Below are 18,242 nucleotides of genomic sequence, written 5' to 3'. Positions count from 1 at the left end.
TCCTATCGAGGCATCATAAAAGCGTGAAAATGCTCAAGCAACTCCGCTTGCCCCAGATCTGTTGACAGGCTCCCCGCGTAACGCCCCTGCGGATTCATCACAACGAAATTAGGCGCCGGAATATAATATCCTGCTTCCTGTTTGAAAGGCGCATGATACAACGCTGTCATTGCCTTGATCATACTATAACTCGCATAAAAGGGAAGAATATGTGGGGCTGCGTGCGTCACATAGGCCTGCCAGTCATCTAAATCCATTTCTCCTGTCTCGAGTGAGACCACCAGTGGCGTGACTGAGCGCCCTTCAGTCCGTAACGCCATCACCGTCTCATCAAGTCGTCTTAAAGCAGGATAACAACGTTCTGACGGACAGCGCGGGTCAACAAACCATACAATCAACCAAGAGCCTCGAAAGTCCCCTTCAGTAACGATCGACCCCCCCATAGAAGCAACGCGGAAACTACCGCCGACAGGGTTCCCTTCTGATTGGACAAGCAATCCACTCCCTGCATGCGACGCGAGGTAAAACCCGCCATAGCCGAGGCTTCCAGCCACAATAATCAAAACACCAATTACCAGCGACCAGACACGAACCTGGCGACTTTTCTCACCCACTTTTTCTATTCCCTTCTTTTAATGAGCTTCAGCCCAACTCAATCCCCATCCTGTTTCTACCGCTAAAGCAATGTCTAAAGACGCGGCTTGTTCCATCTCTCGCTTTACAAGCTCAGATAAAGCAGACACATCAGAATCGGCGACTTCAAAAAGCAATTCGTCATGGACTTGAAGGATCATCCGAGCCTGCAAGCCACTTGCTGGGAGAGTGCGAGAAAGACGCACCATGGCTTTCTTAATAATATCCGCTGCACCACCCTGAAGCGGGGCATTAATTGCTTGGCGTTCGGCATAAGAACGACGTGCCGCCTGACGCTCTTTAATACCTGGCACATAGCAACGTCGTCCGAACGGAGTCAGCACATAACCATGTTCGCGCGCCTCTTCTTTTACGCGCTCCATGTAACTTAAAATCCCTGGATAGCGATCAAAATAAGCATCAATATAACGCTTAGCTTCTGACTGTGGAACTTGCAGCTGACGCGCCAAACCGAAGGCCGAAATACCGTAAATAATACCGAAATTAATGGCCTTTGCCCGGCGTCGCGTTAAAGAATCCATCCCCTCAATAGGAATGCCAAACACTTCAGAGGCCGTTCGTGCATGAATATCTTGCCCGAGGCGAAAAGCCTCTAATAAGGGTTCGATATGAGCAACATGCGCTAAAAGACGTAGTTCAATCTGGCTATAATCCGCTGAGAGAATTTGATGCCCAGGTGGCGCTACAAAAGCGCGCCGAATACGCCCCCCCTCCTCTGTACGGATGGGAATATTTTGGAGGTTGGGATCGTTTGACGATAAACGACCTGTTGTCGTGACCGTCATTTGAAATGTCGTATGAACACGCTTCGTTTCTTGATCCATCAACTTAAGCAAAGCATCTGCATAGGTTGATTTTAGTTTGGAGAGCTGACGCCAATTTAAAATCATACTTGGCAATTCCTGGCCTTCTACCGCCAATCCTTCCAACACACTCGAATCAGTCCCCCATGCCCCAGTTTTAGTACGCTTCCCCCCCGGGAGACCCATTTCATCAAATAAAATTTCTCCCAACTGCTTAGGCGACGCAATATTAAATTCCCGCCCAGCGCGCTCATAGATTGTTGCTTCCATCTCCTTCATGCGCTGACTAAAATCATCCGATAAGCGACGCAATTCATCCGAATCAACGCGAATACCAGCCTCTTCCATAGAAGACAGAATTTTGATCAGAGGCCGCTCCATATCCTCATAAAGAGCGACAGCTTTATGAGCCCGTAAACTGGGTCGCAATATTTCCCAAAGGCGAAATGTAACATCGGCATCTTCTGCCGCGTATTCCGTTGCTCTTGGCAAAGGAACCTGAGCAAAGGGTATCTTGTTGCGCCCTTTCCCGGTCACGTCCTCATACGTAATCGGCTGATGGTTGAGATGCCGCCGTGATAGCTCATCCATCCCTTGCCCATGTGCCCCCGCTGACTGAGCGTATGAAAGAAGCATCGTATCATCAATAGGCGCGATCTCTGTAATTCCCGCCTTGCGCAATACTGTGAGGTCATATTTCGCATTTTGGAAGATCTTCAGCACTGAATCATCACGCAATAGCGGTGCTAAACGCCGTAACGTCTCATCAACTTCCAGCTGCTCACCCGTTGGCGCTTCTAACGTTCCTTCATGTCGAAACGGTACGTAACATGCATGCCCCGCTCTCGTTGCCAAAGAGAGCCCGACAAGCTCGGCCAGACGCGCGTTGAGCCCAGTCGTCTCTGTATCAACCGCAACAACGCCTGCCTCACGAGCTTCGGTAATCCAACGTTCTAGAGACTCCCATGATGTTACGGTTTCATACGGGCCGTAAGCTACTTCTTCGACAGAAGGGATATGCTCTTTTACAGGAGTAGGCTCTGCAGCTGGATGACGCCCTTTCCGATTAAAGCCCATTCTTTGGAGAATAGAGGAGAACCCCATACTCTCTAACCACTGCCGTAATGTCTCCGCATCCGTCTCACGCACACGCAAATTACCGACTGGACAAGGAACATCCACTTGATCCGCCAATAAAACGAGCTGACGCGAAATACGTGCTGCTTCCGCATGCTCTATTAAATTCTGCCGCCGTTTGGAAGGTTTCATAGAAGGTGCCGCTTCTAATACAGCGTCCAAACTTCCATATTCTCGGATGAGCTGCGCGGCTCCCTTAGGGCCTATTCCTGGGACACCTGGCACATTATCCGTTGGGTCTCCCATCAATGCCTGAACATCCACCACAAGGGATGGATGAACCCCGAACTTGGCTTCCACAGCCGCTTCGTCAATTGGTTTCTGTTTAATAGGGTCTTTTAAGACAACACCCGGGCGAACAAGCTGCATTAAATCTTTGTCGGAAGAGATAATAGTGCATTGTCCCCCTTGCTCCACCGCAAGCCGCGCATAGGTTGCAAGAAGATCATCCGCCTCCCACCCGGGGAGTTCCAATGCCGGGACACCAAAAGCTTCTGTTGCTTTGCGGACAAGCTCAAACTGTGGACGCAAATCTTCCGGTGGTGGTGGACGATGTGCTTTATAATCAGGATAAATATCATTGCGGAAAGTTTTACGCGCCGCATCAAAAATAACCGCGATAGGACGGTCCTCATGCTCTTTCAACAAGCGCGACAGCATGTTGGTAAACCCATAAACCGCATTGACGGGGGTCCCATTTGGGCTACTCATAGGGGGAATGGCGAAAAACGCCCTGAAGATAAAACCAGACCCATCGATTAAAACCAAGTGATTATGATCTGACGTCACACATGTTCCCCTAATTCGCCCATCACCATAAAAGAAGCCTCCATGATACGCGCATTCCCTACGGTTTTAAAACGCCTTTCCTCAATCTTATTCCCACTCTCCCTCTTTGGATTTTTATCCCTCACCGGGTGTCATACGCTTTCTCCCCCCAAAAACCTTCCACATACCCCGCAAGAAGCCGCCCTTATCTCACCCGATTATTGTCTAACGATGAAAGATGGAGCCCGTATTCCACTCCGTCTCTATTCATCGACAGATTCCCCCATACCGCATGCTGTTATTCTTGCTCTTCATGGATTTGGTGATAGCCGAGATGCCTGGGAGACCCTCGCACCCACAATCACAAGCCAACATATGCTCATTGTCGCACCAGACTTACGTGGGTTTGGGCAAGCCCCTCCCCAACCCGCCTCACCAACACAACAAGTTCATGATGTTCTAGAAGAGCTTGATTGGGCTCATCACAAATGGCCGCATACCCCTATTTATCTCATGGGCGAGAGCATGGGAGGTGCTATCGCTCTTCTCGTCGCTTCACAGCCTCAACCGGCCCCCACTGACACTATTCCCTTCATTCAGGGTACAATTCTTTTGGCGCCCGCTGTCATGGATATTGGCCAGCCATGGCGCGCTATCCTGAGCACATGGAGTTTCTTCTCTCCGCATATGACGCTTGATGGACGCGCTGTTCCGGGGCGGCCCCGCATTGCGACCCACAATATAAAGGCCCTACGCCGGCTCTATTTTGATCCTTTGACCCGACATAACAGCACCGTAGAAGCCCTTGATGCCCTCGTTACCGTTATGCAGCGCGCCTCGACACAAATCCATAATGTCAAAACACCCATGTTGGTCATGACCGGGACAAATGATCAGTTCGTGCCTGTCTCAAAAACAGAACTATTATTTAAAAAACTGCCTCCACATGTCCGCCGCGATGTCATCGCTGGAGGATACCACCTTTTAAGCCGTAATCAGGACGAAGTGCCACCAGACATTATAAGCTGGATCCTCACACCAACTAAATTTCTTCCTTCAGGAGGAGATATCCGCGCGATTGAGTGGGCCGAAACAGCCCAATAAATAATCCTCAATGTCCCTCTTATCAGGAGTAAGATTTTTACCCTTCTAGGGGTGGCCAAAAGAGCCACAAACGTTTAGAAGGACCTCAAAGGGGACCCGTAGCTCAGCTGGATAGAGCGCTGCCCTCCGAAGGCAGAGGTCGCGCGTTCGAATCGCGCCGGGTCCACCAGGAATAATCGGTATAATATCAGAGACATCATCGCCTCAGCCGTCGCGTTTCTCGTCGCGGCGCTTGGGTAGTTGTGCGCCCCGTTTCTCGTCTTAATCATAAGAATAAAGGAGAGGTGGCAAACCACTTGCACTCATAGCCGTAACGAACGATTATTCATATCCCACACAAATAATACTCTATCTATGTGGGACATTTTTTAATCATAACGTTTGATGAGCTCAAATACGCGAAGATGCTTTCTTCTTATTCTCCCACACCGACGCGATGAAACTACCACCAATCAGCACAATACCAATACAACCCGTTAGCCATTCTGGCACTTCATGAAAAATGGATACCAACATAAGCAATGCTAAAATGAAGATTGTATAAAAAGCTCCATGCTCAACATACGCAAATTCAGTCAACGTATTAGAATGCAACATGGCTAAAGTCATACACCGGACGACCATTGCCCCAACGCCAAGCCCTGCAGCAATGATGACTGGATCACTCGTAATCGCAAAAGCCGAAATAACTGAATCAAAACTAAATGAACCATCAATAAATTCTAAATAACAGAATGTTAAAAACCCACCTCGAACAACCGTCTGTGTCCCAGCATTATCTCCAATAACCCAACCTAATGTTTCTTTAATAAGTATGTAGCTAACAATGCCTATCCCGCCCCATAAGAGAACATCGTAACGCTCAGATATAGTCTCTAACAATCCAGAGACAGACAATAAAACCAGCAATGTCAAACCTGGAACGAATCCCTTTATTCCCCCTAATTTTGAAATTTTTGTTTCGACAAATGAAATCCAATGTTCTTTCTTGTCCTCATCAACAAAATAAGAAAGAGAAATCATTAATAAAAATGCACCACCGAATGCAGAAATGTTATTCTTTGCACTGGTCATTATTTCCGCATAATGTTGCGGATTTTGGAAAGCAAGAACAAGAGCCTTCCATGGATTCACAGACGCAATGGCCGACACAATAACAATTGGAAATAAAAAACGCATCCCAAATACGGCAATTGGCATTCCAAAGGTTAAATATCGTCCTTGCCATTTTTTACTCATTTTCGCGAGGATACGCGCATCAACAATGGCATTATCCATCGACTCTGCGGTTTCCATTAACGCTAAAATGACGACAGCTTCACAGCCGAGTAAGACACCCGAAAGACTTGGCTGTGAAATATAACCAAAAACACCCCCAATAATGAGCGCCACAATACCAACAACAATAGAAGGATAAAAATACTTCATCTGATCCCTGCATCTGCATAAAAAGCGCGTGGACCCAACCCTTTAGCGCCATGCAAAGAAAAAATCATTAAAAACAATATATTTTCTTGGAATATTCACTTTGTTTGGAATAATCCTCTTTTTTAATATTTATCTCAAGCTCGTATAAACCGTGTTTAATAAATTGAGTTTTTTTTATAAAAAAAACTCCTCATCCAGCTAGTGAAAAAAAATTTTCTTAATAAAATGTTTTCAATTCTGTAGGAGAACGCTTCAATGATTCTACTATTATCTATCTGCTCGATAGCCCCCCTTTCATAGGGACCTCATCTCGAGAAAGGATTTCATTAATGGGAAAATTTTTCTTTCTACTTCTATTTGGCGTTTCTGGAGGCTGTACTTTCCATGACACCGTGCACAGCATGTCTGTATTAGGAAACCTCTTCTAGTCACTTAATTTTTTTGTGAAAACCCATACCAACTAAAAAGGCCCTGAGAAAACTGTTCCTTTGAAAGCTTTCCCAGGACCGATATTACCCTGCCACATTATTTAGCAAGACTAATCATTTCAGCTCGCAGCCTTGCGGTAACGCTCAGCCATGGCATTTGCGGCAATAAGAGCATTGTAAACATCATCAGGCGTCACCTCGAAAGGCATATTCCCCATAGTGTCATCCTTATCGCACGCTAACTCAGCGACCTTGCGCCAATCAGCCTCAACAAATTCCTTTACTCCAAGTTCTTTGAGGGTCATCGGCAAAGATGCGGCTTCGATAATACGAATAACCTCATCAATTTCACTTCTTGATGCTTTTTCCAACACGAGCTGTGTCAGCAAACCAAACACAACCTTCTCACCATGTTGTGCACGGTGCAGCTCCTCAATAACCGTCATACCATTATGAATAGCATGCGCTGCCGCTAAGCCACCTGTTTCTGCACCAACACCACTTAGATAAATCGTTGCTTCAATGACTTCATCCACAGCACGTGTGGCCACCTTATTGCGCACACCATCCATGGCCTCAATCACATTTTCCTTCAGCAATTCGTAGCACAAATGAGCAATACCTAGCCCCGTACGCGATGGCTTTTTATTGACAAGGTTAATCCCATCCGACCGGAAGCAAGCACGAGCTTCAAAATATGTTGCTAAAGCATCACCCACACCCGCTGCGAAGAAACGTGCCGGAGCCCCTGTCAAAATCGTCGTATCTGCAATAACAGCATCTGGATTCTGCGGTAAAAAGAGATATCGATTGAACGAGCCATCTGTATTATAAACCACCGCAAGAGCGGTACATGGCGCGTCACTGGATGCGATTGTAGGATACAAAATAACGGGCATTTTGTAATAATGCGCTACGGCTTTTGCTGTATCGAGTGTCTTACCACCACCGACACCAACAATCACATTTGCCTTTTGTTCTCCTGCCAGTGTCCCCAGACGCTTAATTTCTTCGTCCGTGCACTCGTAATTAAATTTCTCAGCTTTTCCCTTTAAGCCGGCCCCTTCCAAAGCGGGGAGACATTCCTTATTCACACGATCAACAATAAATTCATCACTAATAATGAATGCATTATTGCCAAAATCTTTTACAGAGTCATGCAACTGTGCCAGTAGCCCTGCGCCAATCACAAATTTCTTAGGAGAAGAAACGGTACGTGGTGTTTTTGCGGCCATGGGAGCCTCCTAAAATGTTATATCAAACGCCCAATTCGCTAAGAAGCCTACGCCGCTAAAAAGAAATTTACTAGGTTGATGAAAGAAGTTTCGATCATGCCTGATTGTAATTAACTGCATAGGTAATAAATAGGAGTTGCTAGCTCCTATTTATTAGTTGCTAAATACTTGTTGATTTTAAAGGTGATTACTTCATCGTTCAGAAAGAAACATATTATCAATTAACCTCACATTTCCTAGTCGTACAGCTAAAAGAGCTAATGCATTATTAGGAACTGTCTCATATTGTTCAAACTGATCAGGATCCACGACGACAGCATAATCAATCTGTTCATGCGCAATGCCAGAACGCTGCAATTCTGAGTAAATCTCGTGCTCTAAGACAGATCCTGATCTCTCACCTTTAGAAAAAAGTATTTGAGCATGTCGCAGAGCTTTATAGAGAGCAGGAGCTTGTCCACGCTGTGACGGCGTTAACCGCGCATTACGACTAGAGAAAGCCAATCCGTCTTTTTCTCGTAACGTTGGGACGACAACAATATTGACAGGAATATCCAAATCTCGCACCAGACGACGAATAACGGCACATTGCTGAGCGTCTTTCTGGCCAAAATAAGCGTTTTGCGGCTGAACAATATTAAATAATTTCGTCAATACAGTCGCAACACCCGTAAAATGCCCAGGACGGGACTCTCCTTCCATTTTTGTGGCGACACCTTCGAGAGTGACTTTTGTCGTGAAGTCCGCTGGATACAATGTCGCCACTTCTGGAACGAAAACTATATCCACATTATTGGCTCTCAAAAGAGCCAAATCTTTTTCTAAAGCGCGTGGATAATGATCCAAGTCATCCTGAGACCCAAATTGCATCGGATTGACAAAAAGGCTTACCACAACAGCATCATGATTCGCCTGTGCATGCTTTATCAATGAGAGATGTCCCTCATGTAAAAAGCCCATTGTCGGGACAAAACCGACGGAACCTAATGACTGCCGAACACGACGCACATCTTGAATTTCCTGACAAACTTCCACGCCATTCCCCCTTTTGAAAAATTATACCCATATGCGTTTTCGCACTGACAAAACAGCACCACCATGGCAATGATCTCCCATGCACGAGATTCCTATTCCTTCCTCCATCCCGCTGATGGTCATCGGCGCTGGTCCAGCAGGGCTTTTCGCTGCTGAACGCCTCGCACAACGCGGCTACGCTGTTCAGATTTTTGATCATATGGCACGACCGGGGCGTAAGCTCCTTATGGCGGGCCGGAGTGGCCTCAACCTGACCCATAGTGAATCATTTGAACATTTTTTATCGCGTTATGGGGCTGCTCGTTCTCTATTAGAACCTGCACTACGTGCTTTCCCGCCTAACGCGCTGCGCCAATGGGCAGAAGAACTTGGGCAACCCTGCTTTACAGGAAGCTCTGGACGCATCTTTCTGAAAAGCTTCAAAGCCTCTCCTCTTCTACGTGCATGGCTTGATCGATTGCAGACATTAGGCGTTTCTTTTTCCCCACATCACCGCCTTGTGGCACTCAACGATGATGGCGCTCAATTTGATACCCCAAACGGTTTACGCTCTATCAAGAGCCCTGCGCGTATTCTCGCTCTTGGAGGTGCAAGCTGGTCACGACTTGGCAGTGACGGCCATTGGTCTTCACTCCTACCAGAACTCTGTACAGCATTTGGTCCTTCCAATTGTGGTTTTATCCCAGATTGGCCAGATGATTTTCAAACACGTAACGAAGGCTGCATTCTGCAAGGCGTTACCTTGCAATATGGTCCTCACAAAAAACGAGGAGATCTCATTCTCACCCGTCGGGGTTTAGAGGGCGCTCCACTCTACGCGCTGTCTTCTTTCTTAAGGGAGGATTTACGCGCCTCCGCTCCCATTACGCTATCGCTTAACTTACGCCCTACAATGACAATGGCTGCGATAAAAAAGCGCCTGGAGGCACAACGCCCGCGAGAAAGCCGTGGGAACCGCCTCCGAAAAGCCTTAGGACTTTCACCCTTTTCTCGTGCATTATTACAGTTAATCGTGCCGGATGCCCACTCTCCTGAAGCACTCGCCCACGCGATAACGGCCCTTCCTCTAACACTGTGTCAGCCCGCCGAGCTTGATCGAGCCATCTCAACGTCTGGAGGCCTTCGTCTTGATGCCCTGACCTCGGATTTCATGATACGCCGCTTTCCAGGAACCTTCGCCTGCGGAGAGATGCTTGATTGGGAAGCACCAACTGGCGGCTATCTCCTCCAAGGATGCTTTTCAACAGCTACAGCGTGTGCAGATGGTGTTCATCACTGGCTTACTGAAACACGGACCTCTATATAAACACCTATGACATCAAAAACCCCCGAACCAATTATTCTTGGCCAGCTCCGAACGGGCCAGGAAGCCTGTATTGATCTGCCAGAACTCCTCGCCACACGCTTATTGGTTCAGGGGAATTCAGGTTCAGGAAAGTCTCATCTTCTTCGGCGCCTCTTGGAACAAACGGCCTCACTCGTCCAGCAAATCATCATTGATCCAGAAGGGGATTTTGTCACCCTGGCCGAGGAATATGGTCATTTAGTCATTGATACCGACACTCAAAATGAGGTGAGCTTACGCGCTGCGGGAGAACGCGTTCGGCAACATCGCGCTTCTGTTGTGCTTAATCTCGAACATTCTGAACCTGATGCACAGCTCCGGGCTGTCGGTGCCTTCCTCACAGGAATGTTTGAAGCCGACCGTCGTTATTGGTACCCGGTCCTTGTTGTCGTGGATGAAGCACAGCTTTTCGCCCCCGTTGCTGGTGGCGACACATCCGATGAAGCACGCCGCCATTCACTCAATGCAATGACCAATCTGATGAGTCGTGGTCGTAAACGTGGTCTTGCCGGGATCATCGCAACACAGCGCCTAGCCAAACTCGCAAAAAATGTTGCCGCTGAAGCATCAAATTTTCTTATGGGACGAACTTTTCTCGACATCGATATGACACGCGCCGCTGACCTTCTTGGTATGGAACGCCGTGCTGCCGAGTCTTTTCGCGATCTCTCTCGCGGTCAATTTATGGCATTAGGGCCCGCTCTTTGCCGCCGCCCACAATTAATCACCATCGGCTCTGTTAAAACAGCCAGCCGTACAGGAAGCCCCGTCCTAGTTCCCCTTGAGCAACCTGATATTCCGGTTGAAGAACTACGCGATATTATTCTCCAACCTTCAGCAGAACCGGCACCTGCTCGCCCTCGCCGTAATACATCGCCTCCAAAGCCGGATCTACTCACACAATTGGAGAATTATGGGACACAACGTGCTTCTGAAGAAAACATGACGTTGCCACAAGACGCCCAACAATCATCCATTCCTGACGCTGAACAAATGTGGCAACTGGTTACGGACATTCTTCAAGAGAAGGATGCTGATTACCAACCGATCTCAACGCTTTATCAAGATTTTCAGTTGCGAGCGCGCCTCAAAGGATTCTCCCGAAATCTCCTTGATATGACGGAGTTTCGTCGGCTTTTAGACACAATACGATGCGGTATTGGTCGTGAACGCGCTGAAAGCCCAGAATGGCAAGATATTCAAGAGCGCGCTGCCCGACTGCCTGAAGATCTCCAAAGTGTTTTCTTTTTACTTGCCCGAGCGGCATTGGATGGCCTGCCATGCCCTGACGATACGGCCTTAGCCCGCGCTTATGGCACACACTCTCTTGGGCGAGCACGCCGCCAACTGACTTATCTAGAAGAATGCGAAGCTATTGTGTTGCAAACTCATGGCCGTCAACGCCGTGTAGCCATCATCGGCCCTGGATGGCAAACAGCTCTATAAACCGACAAGGGCGGTGAAGCCGTGTCTAGCTTCATCGCCCTTATAATGCATCACACGCTTCTACATACGCGAGAAACAAATTTAGTATTCTGTCGGTGGCGGAACAACACGCAAACGCTCAATGACACGCTCGACCAAAACTTCTGGAGGAGCATCACCTGGAACACGAATCACTGGCTCATCGTCGGTTGGCTCTTCTAGCGTCGCCAACTGACTTGGCAATAAAGAAGGCGGCATATAATGCCCAACACGTGAACTCAGTCGATCAGCAATAACTTTTGGATCTACCTTAAGATAAACAAATTGAACGGGAATTCCGTGGTCCAAAATCTCACGATAGCTGCGCTTGAGAGCAGAACATGTTAGGATGGCACCGTGACCGTCTTTTACTTCTTTGGCCAGCCAGTCACGACACAGCTTTAGCCAAGGGGCACGATCTGTATCCGTTAATGGATGCCCTGCACGCATCTTTTCAACGTTGGCTTTGGGATGCAGTGCATCACCTTCTTGGAAAGGCCAGTTAAGACGCTCAGATAACGCCTGCGCCACTGTTGTCTTCCCTGTCCCCGAAACACCCATCACGACGATGTAATGGGGAGGAATATCGGACTCTTTTTGAGATGCCGTGGAGTTCTTGGTCATAGCGTCCATCGTTCAACCTCCCTTTCTGTTGCAACCAGCACATCAGTTGCCATATTAGGAAACAACCCATGTTCCACTACACCAACCGTCCCGTCAATGCGTGTCGCTAAAGCCGGCACGTTCTGAATCGGGCCGAAAACGCAGTCGAGGATCATGTTTCCATTATCTGTGACGAACAGCTCTCCCGCCAGCGTACGCCGCGGCTGAATAATCTGTGCGCCCAATTTTTCTAAACTTGCAGCCGTGCATTCACGACCAAACGGAGTGACCTCAACAGGAACCGGTGCCCGCTCACCCAATTTATCAACCGGCTTAGTCGCATCAATCATCACAACGAAACGACGTGACGCTTGCGCAACGATTTTTTCACGCAAGAGCGCTCCGCCAAGCCCTTTCATGACATGCAAAGAGCCTCGCTCGACCTCATCAGCGCCATCAATGGACATATCCAGCACCGGATGAGAGGCAAAAGTTGTAATCGGTATTCCTACAGCCCTCGCCAAAGCTTCCGTCGTCTCAGACGTCGGAATCCCCACTATGTCAAGGCCTTTAGCAACACGTTTGCCAAGGGCTTCAATCATAAAAGCTGCTGTACTTCCTGTCCCAAGTCCAACCACCATACCGGGCTCGACAAGAGCTGCGGCATGCTGGGCAACAACTTTTTTACACTCTTCAACATTCATGAAGGCTCTCCGGTAGCGGCACGGTCTGCCAGTACCAGAATTTTCCCCTCAGAAACAATACGTCCAGACGGAATGCTGCTATCTCCTTCACGCAGACGTCTCAACATTGGAACCTTATTTTCACCCGTCACGAGAAAAACAATCTCCCGGCTGGACGCGATCGCCGGATAGGTCAACGTCAAACGCGCATGAGGTGCCGTCTTCGGACTGGAGACTGAAACCCACGCACTCTTTTCATCTAATACTGGCTCCCCCGGGAACAGAGATGCCGTATGCCCATCTGTCCCCAACCCTAGCATCACGAGATCAAAGAAAGGACGGCCTTTTTCAAGGGTTTTATTCCCATAAGACGCCTCCATAATGCGCTGATATTGCGCAGCATCTTCTTGCACCTCTCCACTCGTCGGCATCGCATGAATTTGGGAATCAGGAACAGGCACCTTGGAGAGTAATAATGTGGTCGCTGTTGTATGATTATTGTCGGCATTTCCGACGGGCACATGGCGCTCATCGCCATAAAAAATCTCGACCCGTTTCCAATCCACTTTCTTCGCTATTTCAGGCTTCGCCAAAATAGAAAACAATTTTTTAGGAGTAGATCCGCCCGACAGCGCAATGCGAATACGTTCCCCTGGACGCTTCTGAATAGCATCGATAAAGAGCTCTGCCATACGAGCAGCAACAGCATCACCGTCTGGCAAAGTTTCAAATTGGGCATGACGCATATCGGTTGTCATCTTTCTGCTCCCGAATCACTACAATCAATCATGTGGCATCAATAGTACCACAGCGCGGTATAATGAACTTTTCTACCGCTTCTGCCCAGCCATCCTTTTCATTGCTGCCAGTCACGCAGGTTGCAGCTTCTTTTACAATTTCTGACGATTGCCCCATAGCAATAGCCAGACCCGCTTCACGCAACATTGGTAGATCATTAGGAGCATCTCCCAGACACGCCACATTTTCAGGAATAGCTTCACAAAGAGTCGCAATATCCTTTAAAGCCTGCCCTTTAGTAGCTTTGATCGGCGTGATATTCAGTTTGATTGGTGTCGAACGTAATATACTGGCTTCAGTTCGAAAAACCTGCCCAAAATGACTTTCCAAATGCGCAATAAGCGCCTTGTCTGGACATGTCACAATGATACGATTTACTTCATGCGCGAGATGTTGAAAGTTTTTAGTTTCTTGAGGCGTAAAGCCAAGCATCTTCTGTTCACGCTGCACCAAATCAGCCTGTCCATCTCGAACATACCAGTTCTTTTCATTTTGCAGCCAAACGTCAACAGAAAGTGCCTCTAATTTGTGAAGGATCCGCTCCACTATATCAGAAGAGAAAATAACGTTTCGTTCCGTGCGTCCATCTGGAGTGAAGATCAACCCTCCATTGAAACCTGCACAAGGCGCCATAAGATTAAGCTGCCGAACATAAGGCAGCATTGCTCTTGGTGGCCGTGCACTCACCAACGATACTGGAATCTTTGCCTGATGCAGACGCTCAACAGCTCTAATCGTAGCCGGAGACAACGTTTTATCCGGAGCGAGGATCGTTCCATCCATATCCGATAAAACGAGCTTGATAGGCTTATATTGATTAGGATCGCTTACCATTATCCCTCCCCTAAGGGGAGAACCGGGAGCGTGGCGACCCGGCACGCCCCCGCTTGTTTCTTTTCTCTTGCGATTATTTACGTTCTACATGGCCACCAAAGCCATAACGCATCGCAGAAAGCGCTTTTTCTGCAAAATTATTTCCCGTCCGTGAACGGAAACGCGTGTAAAGCGCTGCTGTCATAACCGGAGCCGGCACATTCTCTTCAATTGCCGCTTCGATTGTCCAACGTCCCTCACCGGAATCCTGCACTTCACCACTGAACTCAGATAGATCATGTGACCGTGTCAAAGCCTCAGCCGTTAAATCTAACAACCATGAGGAGACCACACTCCCACGACGCCAAACTTCAGCGACATCAGCAAGGTTAAGATCAAAACGTTGATCTTCGGGCATCGCAGGAGAGTTCTTAGACTTAAGAACATCAAAGCCTTCGGCAAAAGCCTGCATCATGCCGTATTCAATCCCATTGTGAATCATCTTCACAAAGTGACCAGACCCAGCAGGGCCACAATAAAGGTAACCTTGCTCCGCACGCGGATCATGACGACCATCATCGCGATCTGGTGTGCGCGGTACATCACCAATCCCAGGCGCTAACGCGCTCAAAATTGGGTCAATATAGTCTGCTGCTTCACGCTTGCCACCGTACATCATACAGTAGCCACGCTCGAGCCCCCACACACCACCGGAGGTCCCGACATCAATATAATCAATGCCTTTTTCAGCAAGCTCATGAGCACGGCGAACATCATCTTTGTAGTAGGTATTCCCACCATCAATGATGATATCACCTTTGCGTAATAAAGGGGTAAGCCTCTTGATACAATTTTCTGTCACCTCACCAGCAGGAAGCATGCACCAAATCACACGCCGTTCTTCACCTTCTAGCAAGTGCACCATGTCTTCAAATGTTGGAGCGCCCTCAGCATGACCGGATTCACAGCGCTGCACAATCTTTTCTATTACAGCTGGTGTCCTGTCGAATGCTACGACATTATGGCCATGCCGCGTAAGGCGAACAGCAATGTTACCGCCCATACGCCCAAGTCCAATAATTCCTATCCGCATCCTAAGTTCCTTTCACAACATCAGACAATACTCGAGCGAGACGATCTAAACCTTCGTTCAGAGGACCTGTAATATGCACCCTCAGCGCACGACGACCGCGCGATGATAATACGTCAAAATCTCCACGCGCCTGAGCCGCCTTCACAACACTAAACGTATAAGCATGCCCTGGAATAGACAAATCTGCCGCATCTTCTGCTGTTATTTGCAAAAAGACACCGCTATTTGGCCCCCCTTTGTAGGCTTGCCCAGTTGAATGCAGAAAACGCGGCCCAAATTGAGCAGCTACCGCCACATGCAAATGGTCCCTCAATGCGAGACGCACCTTTTGCTCCCACGCAGTATGGGCAGCGTTGCGCTCAATATAAGCAAGAAGGCCAATGTAATCGCCTGCTTTAACGCGCTTAAAATGTGCCCCAAGAACAGAAGCGGCGTCCCCCTTACCAAGAACTGCGACGTTCTTATCATCCGCATAAAAGGTCAAAGACCCATCAGAAGCAAAAGGCACTTCCTTCGGCAAATGACCCGTTTCAGCATAAGCAGCGGTCAATTTACGCGTCTCTACTTTACTGAATTCTACATCAGGCTGATCAAACGGATCGATTCCTAAAATCGATCCAGCAACAGCCGTCGCGAACTCAAAAACAAAGAACGCTTGACCGATCTGTTCCACTGTTTGGAGGTTAAGTCCCAACACTGGATGACCTGCCTCACGCAACGCCTTGAGCCGCGGATCAACCACTTCATTCCCAAGACGCAACTCTACAAATACACGATCTTTCCCATAAACGCCAGGCTCACCCAACGTTTCACCCTCAAATGGGATTAGTCCCTTGCCTTTTTTGCCTGTGCTTTCTGCCAAAAGTTGTTCAAGCCAAGCACCCAATGAAACGATTTTTGGAGAAGCAACAAAAGTCACTTTGTCACGCCCAAAGGACGTCGCTGCAACACCAAGTGCTAAGCCCAACCGCACGCCAGGATTAACCGCAGGAGGAACTAGGGCATCACATGCCCCAACCATAAGTTGCACACTTTCTAAGAAAGCACGCACATTATAACCAGCAGCAGAAGCGGGCGTCAGACCAAATGCTGACAAGACAGAGTAACGTCCGCCGATCTCAGGGTTCCCGTGGAAAATATAGCTAAAGCCATGCTCCTGCGCTGTCTTTTCCATTGAAGAGCCAGGATCCGTTACTGCAACAAAGTGCTTCCCAGGATCAGCTCCCAGCGCCTTCTCGGCACGATCCCAAAAATACGCAAACAGGATATTCGGCTCTAACGTGCTGCCCGACTTGCTCGACACAATGAAAAGCGTGTTCTTCAGATCAACCGCTTTTTCAAAAGTCGCAATTTGTTGCGGATCCGTACTATCCAACACATGCAGGACTGGCCCCCCTGGCACTTGCCCAAATGTCTTTTCTAAGACCTCTGGGCCAAGGCTTGAGCCCCCCATTCCAAGCAACAGAATATGCTTATAACCATGCGTCTTAACGTCATGCGCTAAACGCTCATAGGCTTCTATATTATCCAAGCCGTCCTTGACAGCCGTCAGCCATCCTAACCACTTGCTTTCAGAGCCATTGGTCCAAACAGACGCATCGCGCTGCCATAAACGACGAACCTTTCCCGTGCGACTCCAATCGTTTCCAGCAGCGACAATAGCACTCTCTAGATCCTCGGTTACCGCTGTTGATACTGTCAGCAAACGCTCCCCAAGAGCAGCGTCACGCTGTGCCGCAACAGACCCTAATAAGGCATCAAACGCACGGCAAAATGACGCACAACTTTCATCGACCAAGGATGCTGTGACCCCATCAAGATCCAGACCAAGCGCCTTAGCCTCTGAAACAATCTGACGGGCACCAGCAACATTTTCCGTCACACTTGGGCGGGTCTTTCCATGATCCCGAAACGCATCCATCGTCGCAAGAGGAAGCGTAATGACCGTATCTTTCCCGATCAGCTCCTCTACATACAACACATCGTGGAAGGTTTTATCCTTAACACTTACACTTGCCCAAAGCACACGCTGAGACTGCGCACCCTTCGCCTCTAAGGCCTTCCAACGGTCGCTTTTCGTGACATCAAGATAGTGCTGATAAACGAGCTTAGCATTTGCAATCGCCACTTTGCCGCGTAGCGCCTTCAATTTATCAGACTGGGCATCCCCTGCTGCGACACGACGATCGATCTCTGCATCAATTTTTGAGTCTGTCCGGCTGACAAAAAGAGAGGCAACACTCGCAACTCCCTCAACGCTTTTGCCCTGCTTTACGCGGTCTTCTAAACCAGAAAGATACGCCTCAAGGACATCCTTATATCCTTGTTGGGAGAAAATGACGGTTACATTAACATTTATCCCATCAGCAATCACATGCCGAATGGCTTCAATGCCTTCTTTTGTCGATGGAATTTTGATCATGAGATTCTCACGATCAACAGCTTTCCAAAGACGCCGTGCCTCTTCTAGTGTCGCTTTAGAGTCATAAGCCACGTACGGTGACACTTCTAAACTAACGTGACCATCACGTTTCGACGTTGCCTTGTGAACAGGCGCCAAAACATCGCAAGCATTTTGAATATCTGTAATGGCCAACCGCTCGTATAACTCTCCAGCGGACAAACTTTCTTTTGCTAAAATATTCTTTATCTCAACGCCGTATTCAGCACCTCGACCAATAGACTTCTCGAGAATCAACGGATTAGAGGTTACACCGTGCAACCCATCACTCTCAACAAGTCGCGCCAGTGACCCATCCAATATGAAATCACGACGAACGAAATCTAACCATACAGCCTCACCTTGTGCAGCAAGCTGTTTTAAAGGATTTTTTGCGTCTTCATTAGTCAT

14 protein-coding genes and 1 tRNA gene are annotated in these 18,242 nt (G+C 48.3%); 4 read left to right on the top strand and 11 right to left on the bottom strand.

Annotated features, from left to right (window positions below; translation table 11 throughout):
• Positions 1-2 precede the first annotated feature (2 nt).
• Positions 3-614 (bottom strand): SCO family protein, encoded by a 612-nt coding sequence (locus tag GS501_RS02960; protein WP_160830364.1) that lies wholly within the window; start codon positions 612-614, stop codon positions 3-5.
• Positions 615-632: 18 nt separating this feature from the next.
• A complete protein-coding gene (gene polA, locus GS501_RS02955; protein ID WP_160830363.1) occupies positions 633-3,383 on the bottom strand; it encodes a DNA polymerase I in 2,751 nt (916 codons plus the stop codon).
• Positions 3,384-3,425: 42 nt separating this feature from the next.
• Here polA and GS501_RS02950 point away from each other — a divergent pair, with 42 nt between their 5' ends.
• The gene (locus GS501_RS02950) at positions 3,426-4,466 is read left to right on the top strand and encodes an alpha/beta hydrolase (protein WP_160830362.1); all 1,041 of its coding nucleotides are present in this window, start codon (positions 3,426-3,428) and stop codon (positions 4,464-4,466) included.
• Between the two features lie 92 nt (positions 4,467-4,558).
• A tRNA-Arg gene (locus GS501_RS02945) sits at positions 4,559-4,635 on the top strand.
• Positions 4,636-4,856: 221 nt separating this feature from the next.
• Here the strand turns inward: GS501_RS02945 and GS501_RS02940 are convergent.
• The 3 genes from GS501_RS02940 to panC form a co-directional block, all read right to left on the bottom strand.
• Complete coding sequence (locus GS501_RS02940) at positions 4,857-5,894, bottom strand: DUF475 domain-containing protein (protein WP_160830361.1); 1,038 nt, start codon at positions 5,892-5,894, stop codon at positions 4,857-4,859.
• Positions 5,895-6,441: 547 nt separating this feature from the next.
• A complete protein-coding gene (locus GS501_RS02935) occupies positions 6,442-7,557 on the bottom strand; it encodes a glycerol dehydrogenase (protein WP_160830360.1) in 1,116 nt (371 codons plus the stop codon).
• A 192-nt stretch (positions 7,558-7,749) separates the two neighbouring features.
• The gene (gene panC, locus GS501_RS02930) at positions 7,750-8,592 is read right to left on the bottom strand and encodes a pantoate--beta-alanine ligase (RefSeq protein WP_160830359.1); all 843 of its coding nucleotides are present in this window, start codon (positions 8,590-8,592) and stop codon (positions 7,750-7,752) included.
• Positions 8,593-8,671: 79 nt separating this feature from the next.
• On the opposite strand from panC, the gene GS501_RS02925 reads away from it, so the two are divergent.
• Together GS501_RS02925 and GS501_RS02920 are read left to right on the top strand one after the other, a co-directional pair.
• On the top strand, positions 8,672-9,898 hold the full coding sequence (locus GS501_RS02925; RefSeq protein ID WP_202405274.1) for a TIGR03862 family flavoprotein: 1,227 nt from the start codon (positions 8,672-8,674) through the stop codon (positions 9,896-9,898).
• A 6-nt stretch (positions 9,899-9,904) separates the two neighbouring features.
• Positions 9,905-11,383 carry an ATP-binding protein gene (locus GS501_RS02920; protein WP_160830358.1) on the top strand — a complete coding sequence of 493 codons (1,479 nt, stop codon included), beginning with the start codon at positions 9,905-9,907 and terminating at the stop codon, positions 11,381-11,383.
• A gap of 81 nt (positions 11,384-11,464) precedes the next feature.
• On the opposite strand, the gene GS501_RS02915 is transcribed toward GS501_RS02920, so the two are convergent.
• From GS501_RS02915 to GS501_RS02890, 6 genes are all read right to left on the bottom strand, one after another.
• Positions 11,465-12,034, bottom strand: a complete 570-nt coding sequence (locus GS501_RS02915) for a gluconokinase (RefSeq protein WP_160830357.1) — start codon at positions 12,032-12,034, stop codon at positions 11,465-11,467.
• Entirely contained in the window at positions 12,022-12,708 is a 687-nt protein-coding gene (rpiA, locus tag GS501_RS02910; RefSeq protein WP_160830356.1) for a ribose-5-phosphate isomerase RpiA, read from the bottom strand. Before rpiA ends, GS501_RS02915 begins: the two co-directional genes overlap by 13 nt.
• Complete coding sequence (pgl, locus tag GS501_RS02905; RefSeq protein WP_160830355.1) at positions 12,705-13,445, bottom strand: 6-phosphogluconolactonase; 741 nt, start codon at positions 13,443-13,445, stop codon at positions 12,705-12,707. The genes rpiA and pgl overlap by 4 nt, the downstream gene beginning before the upstream one ends.
• A gap of 28 nt (positions 13,446-13,473) precedes the next feature.
• Complete coding sequence (locus GS501_RS02900; RefSeq protein ID WP_160830354.1) at positions 13,474-14,319, bottom strand: Cof-type HAD-IIB family hydrolase; 846 nt, start codon at positions 14,317-14,319, stop codon at positions 13,474-13,476.
• Between the two features lie 73 nt (positions 14,320-14,392).
• Positions 14,393-15,391, bottom strand: a complete 999-nt coding sequence (gene gnd / locus GS501_RS02895) for a phosphogluconate dehydrogenase (NAD(+)-dependent, decarboxylating) (RefSeq protein ID WP_160830353.1) — start codon at positions 15,389-15,391, stop codon at positions 14,393-14,395.
• Position 15,392: 1 nt separating this feature from the next.
• Positions 15,393-18,242, bottom strand: a complete 2,850-nt coding sequence (locus GS501_RS02890) for a bifunctional transaldolase/phosoglucose isomerase (RefSeq protein WP_160830352.1) — start codon at positions 18,240-18,242, stop codon at positions 15,393-15,395.

Source organism: Saccharibacter sp. 17.LH.SD (genome assembly GCF_009834805.1).
Taxonomy (GTDB): domain Bacteria; phylum Pseudomonadota; class Alphaproteobacteria; order Acetobacterales; family Acetobacteraceae; genus Saccharibacter.
This window is presented reverse-complemented; position numbering and strand designations above follow the sequence as displayed.

Coding starts and splice junctions, on each gene's coding strand:
- GS501_RS02950 (WP_160830362.1), top strand. CDS start 3,426: ATGATACGCGCATTCCCTACGGTTTTAAAACGCCTTTCCTCAATCTTA.
- GS501_RS02940 (WP_160830361.1), bottom strand. CDS start 5,894: ATGAAGTATTTTTATCCTTCTATTGTTGTTGGTATTGTGGCGCTCATT.
- GS501_RS02935 (WP_160830360.1), bottom strand. CDS start 7,557: ATGGCCGCAAAAACACCACGTACCGTTTCTTCTCCTAAGAAATTTGTG.
- GS501_RS02925 (WP_202405274.1), top strand. CDS start 8,672: ATGCACGAGATTCCTATTCCTTCCTCCATCCCGCTGATGGTCATCGGC.
- GS501_RS02920 (WP_160830358.1), top strand. CDS start 9,905: ATGACATCAAAAACCCCCGAACCAATTATTCTTGGCCAGCTCCGAACG.
- GS501_RS02915 (WP_160830357.1), bottom strand. CDS start 12,034: ATGGACGCTATGACCAAGAACTCCACGGCATCTCAAAAAGAGTCCGAT.
- rpiA (WP_160830356.1), bottom strand. CDS start 12,708: ATGAATGTTGAAGAGTGTAAAAAAGTTGTTGCCCAGCATGCCGCAGCT.
- pgl (WP_160830355.1), bottom strand. CDS start 13,445: ATGACAACCGATATGCGTCATGCCCAATTTGAAACTTTGCCAGACGGT.
- GS501_RS02900 (WP_160830354.1), bottom strand. CDS start 14,319: ATGGTAAGCGATCCTAATCAATATAAGCCTATCAAGCTCGTTTTATCG.
- gnd (WP_160830353.1), bottom strand. CDS start 15,391: ATGCGGATAGGAATTATTGGACTTGGGCGTATGGGCGGTAACATTGCT.
- GS501_RS02890 (WP_160830352.1), bottom strand. CDS start 18,242: ATGACTAATGAAGACGCAAAAAATCCTTTAAAACAGCTTGCTGCACAA.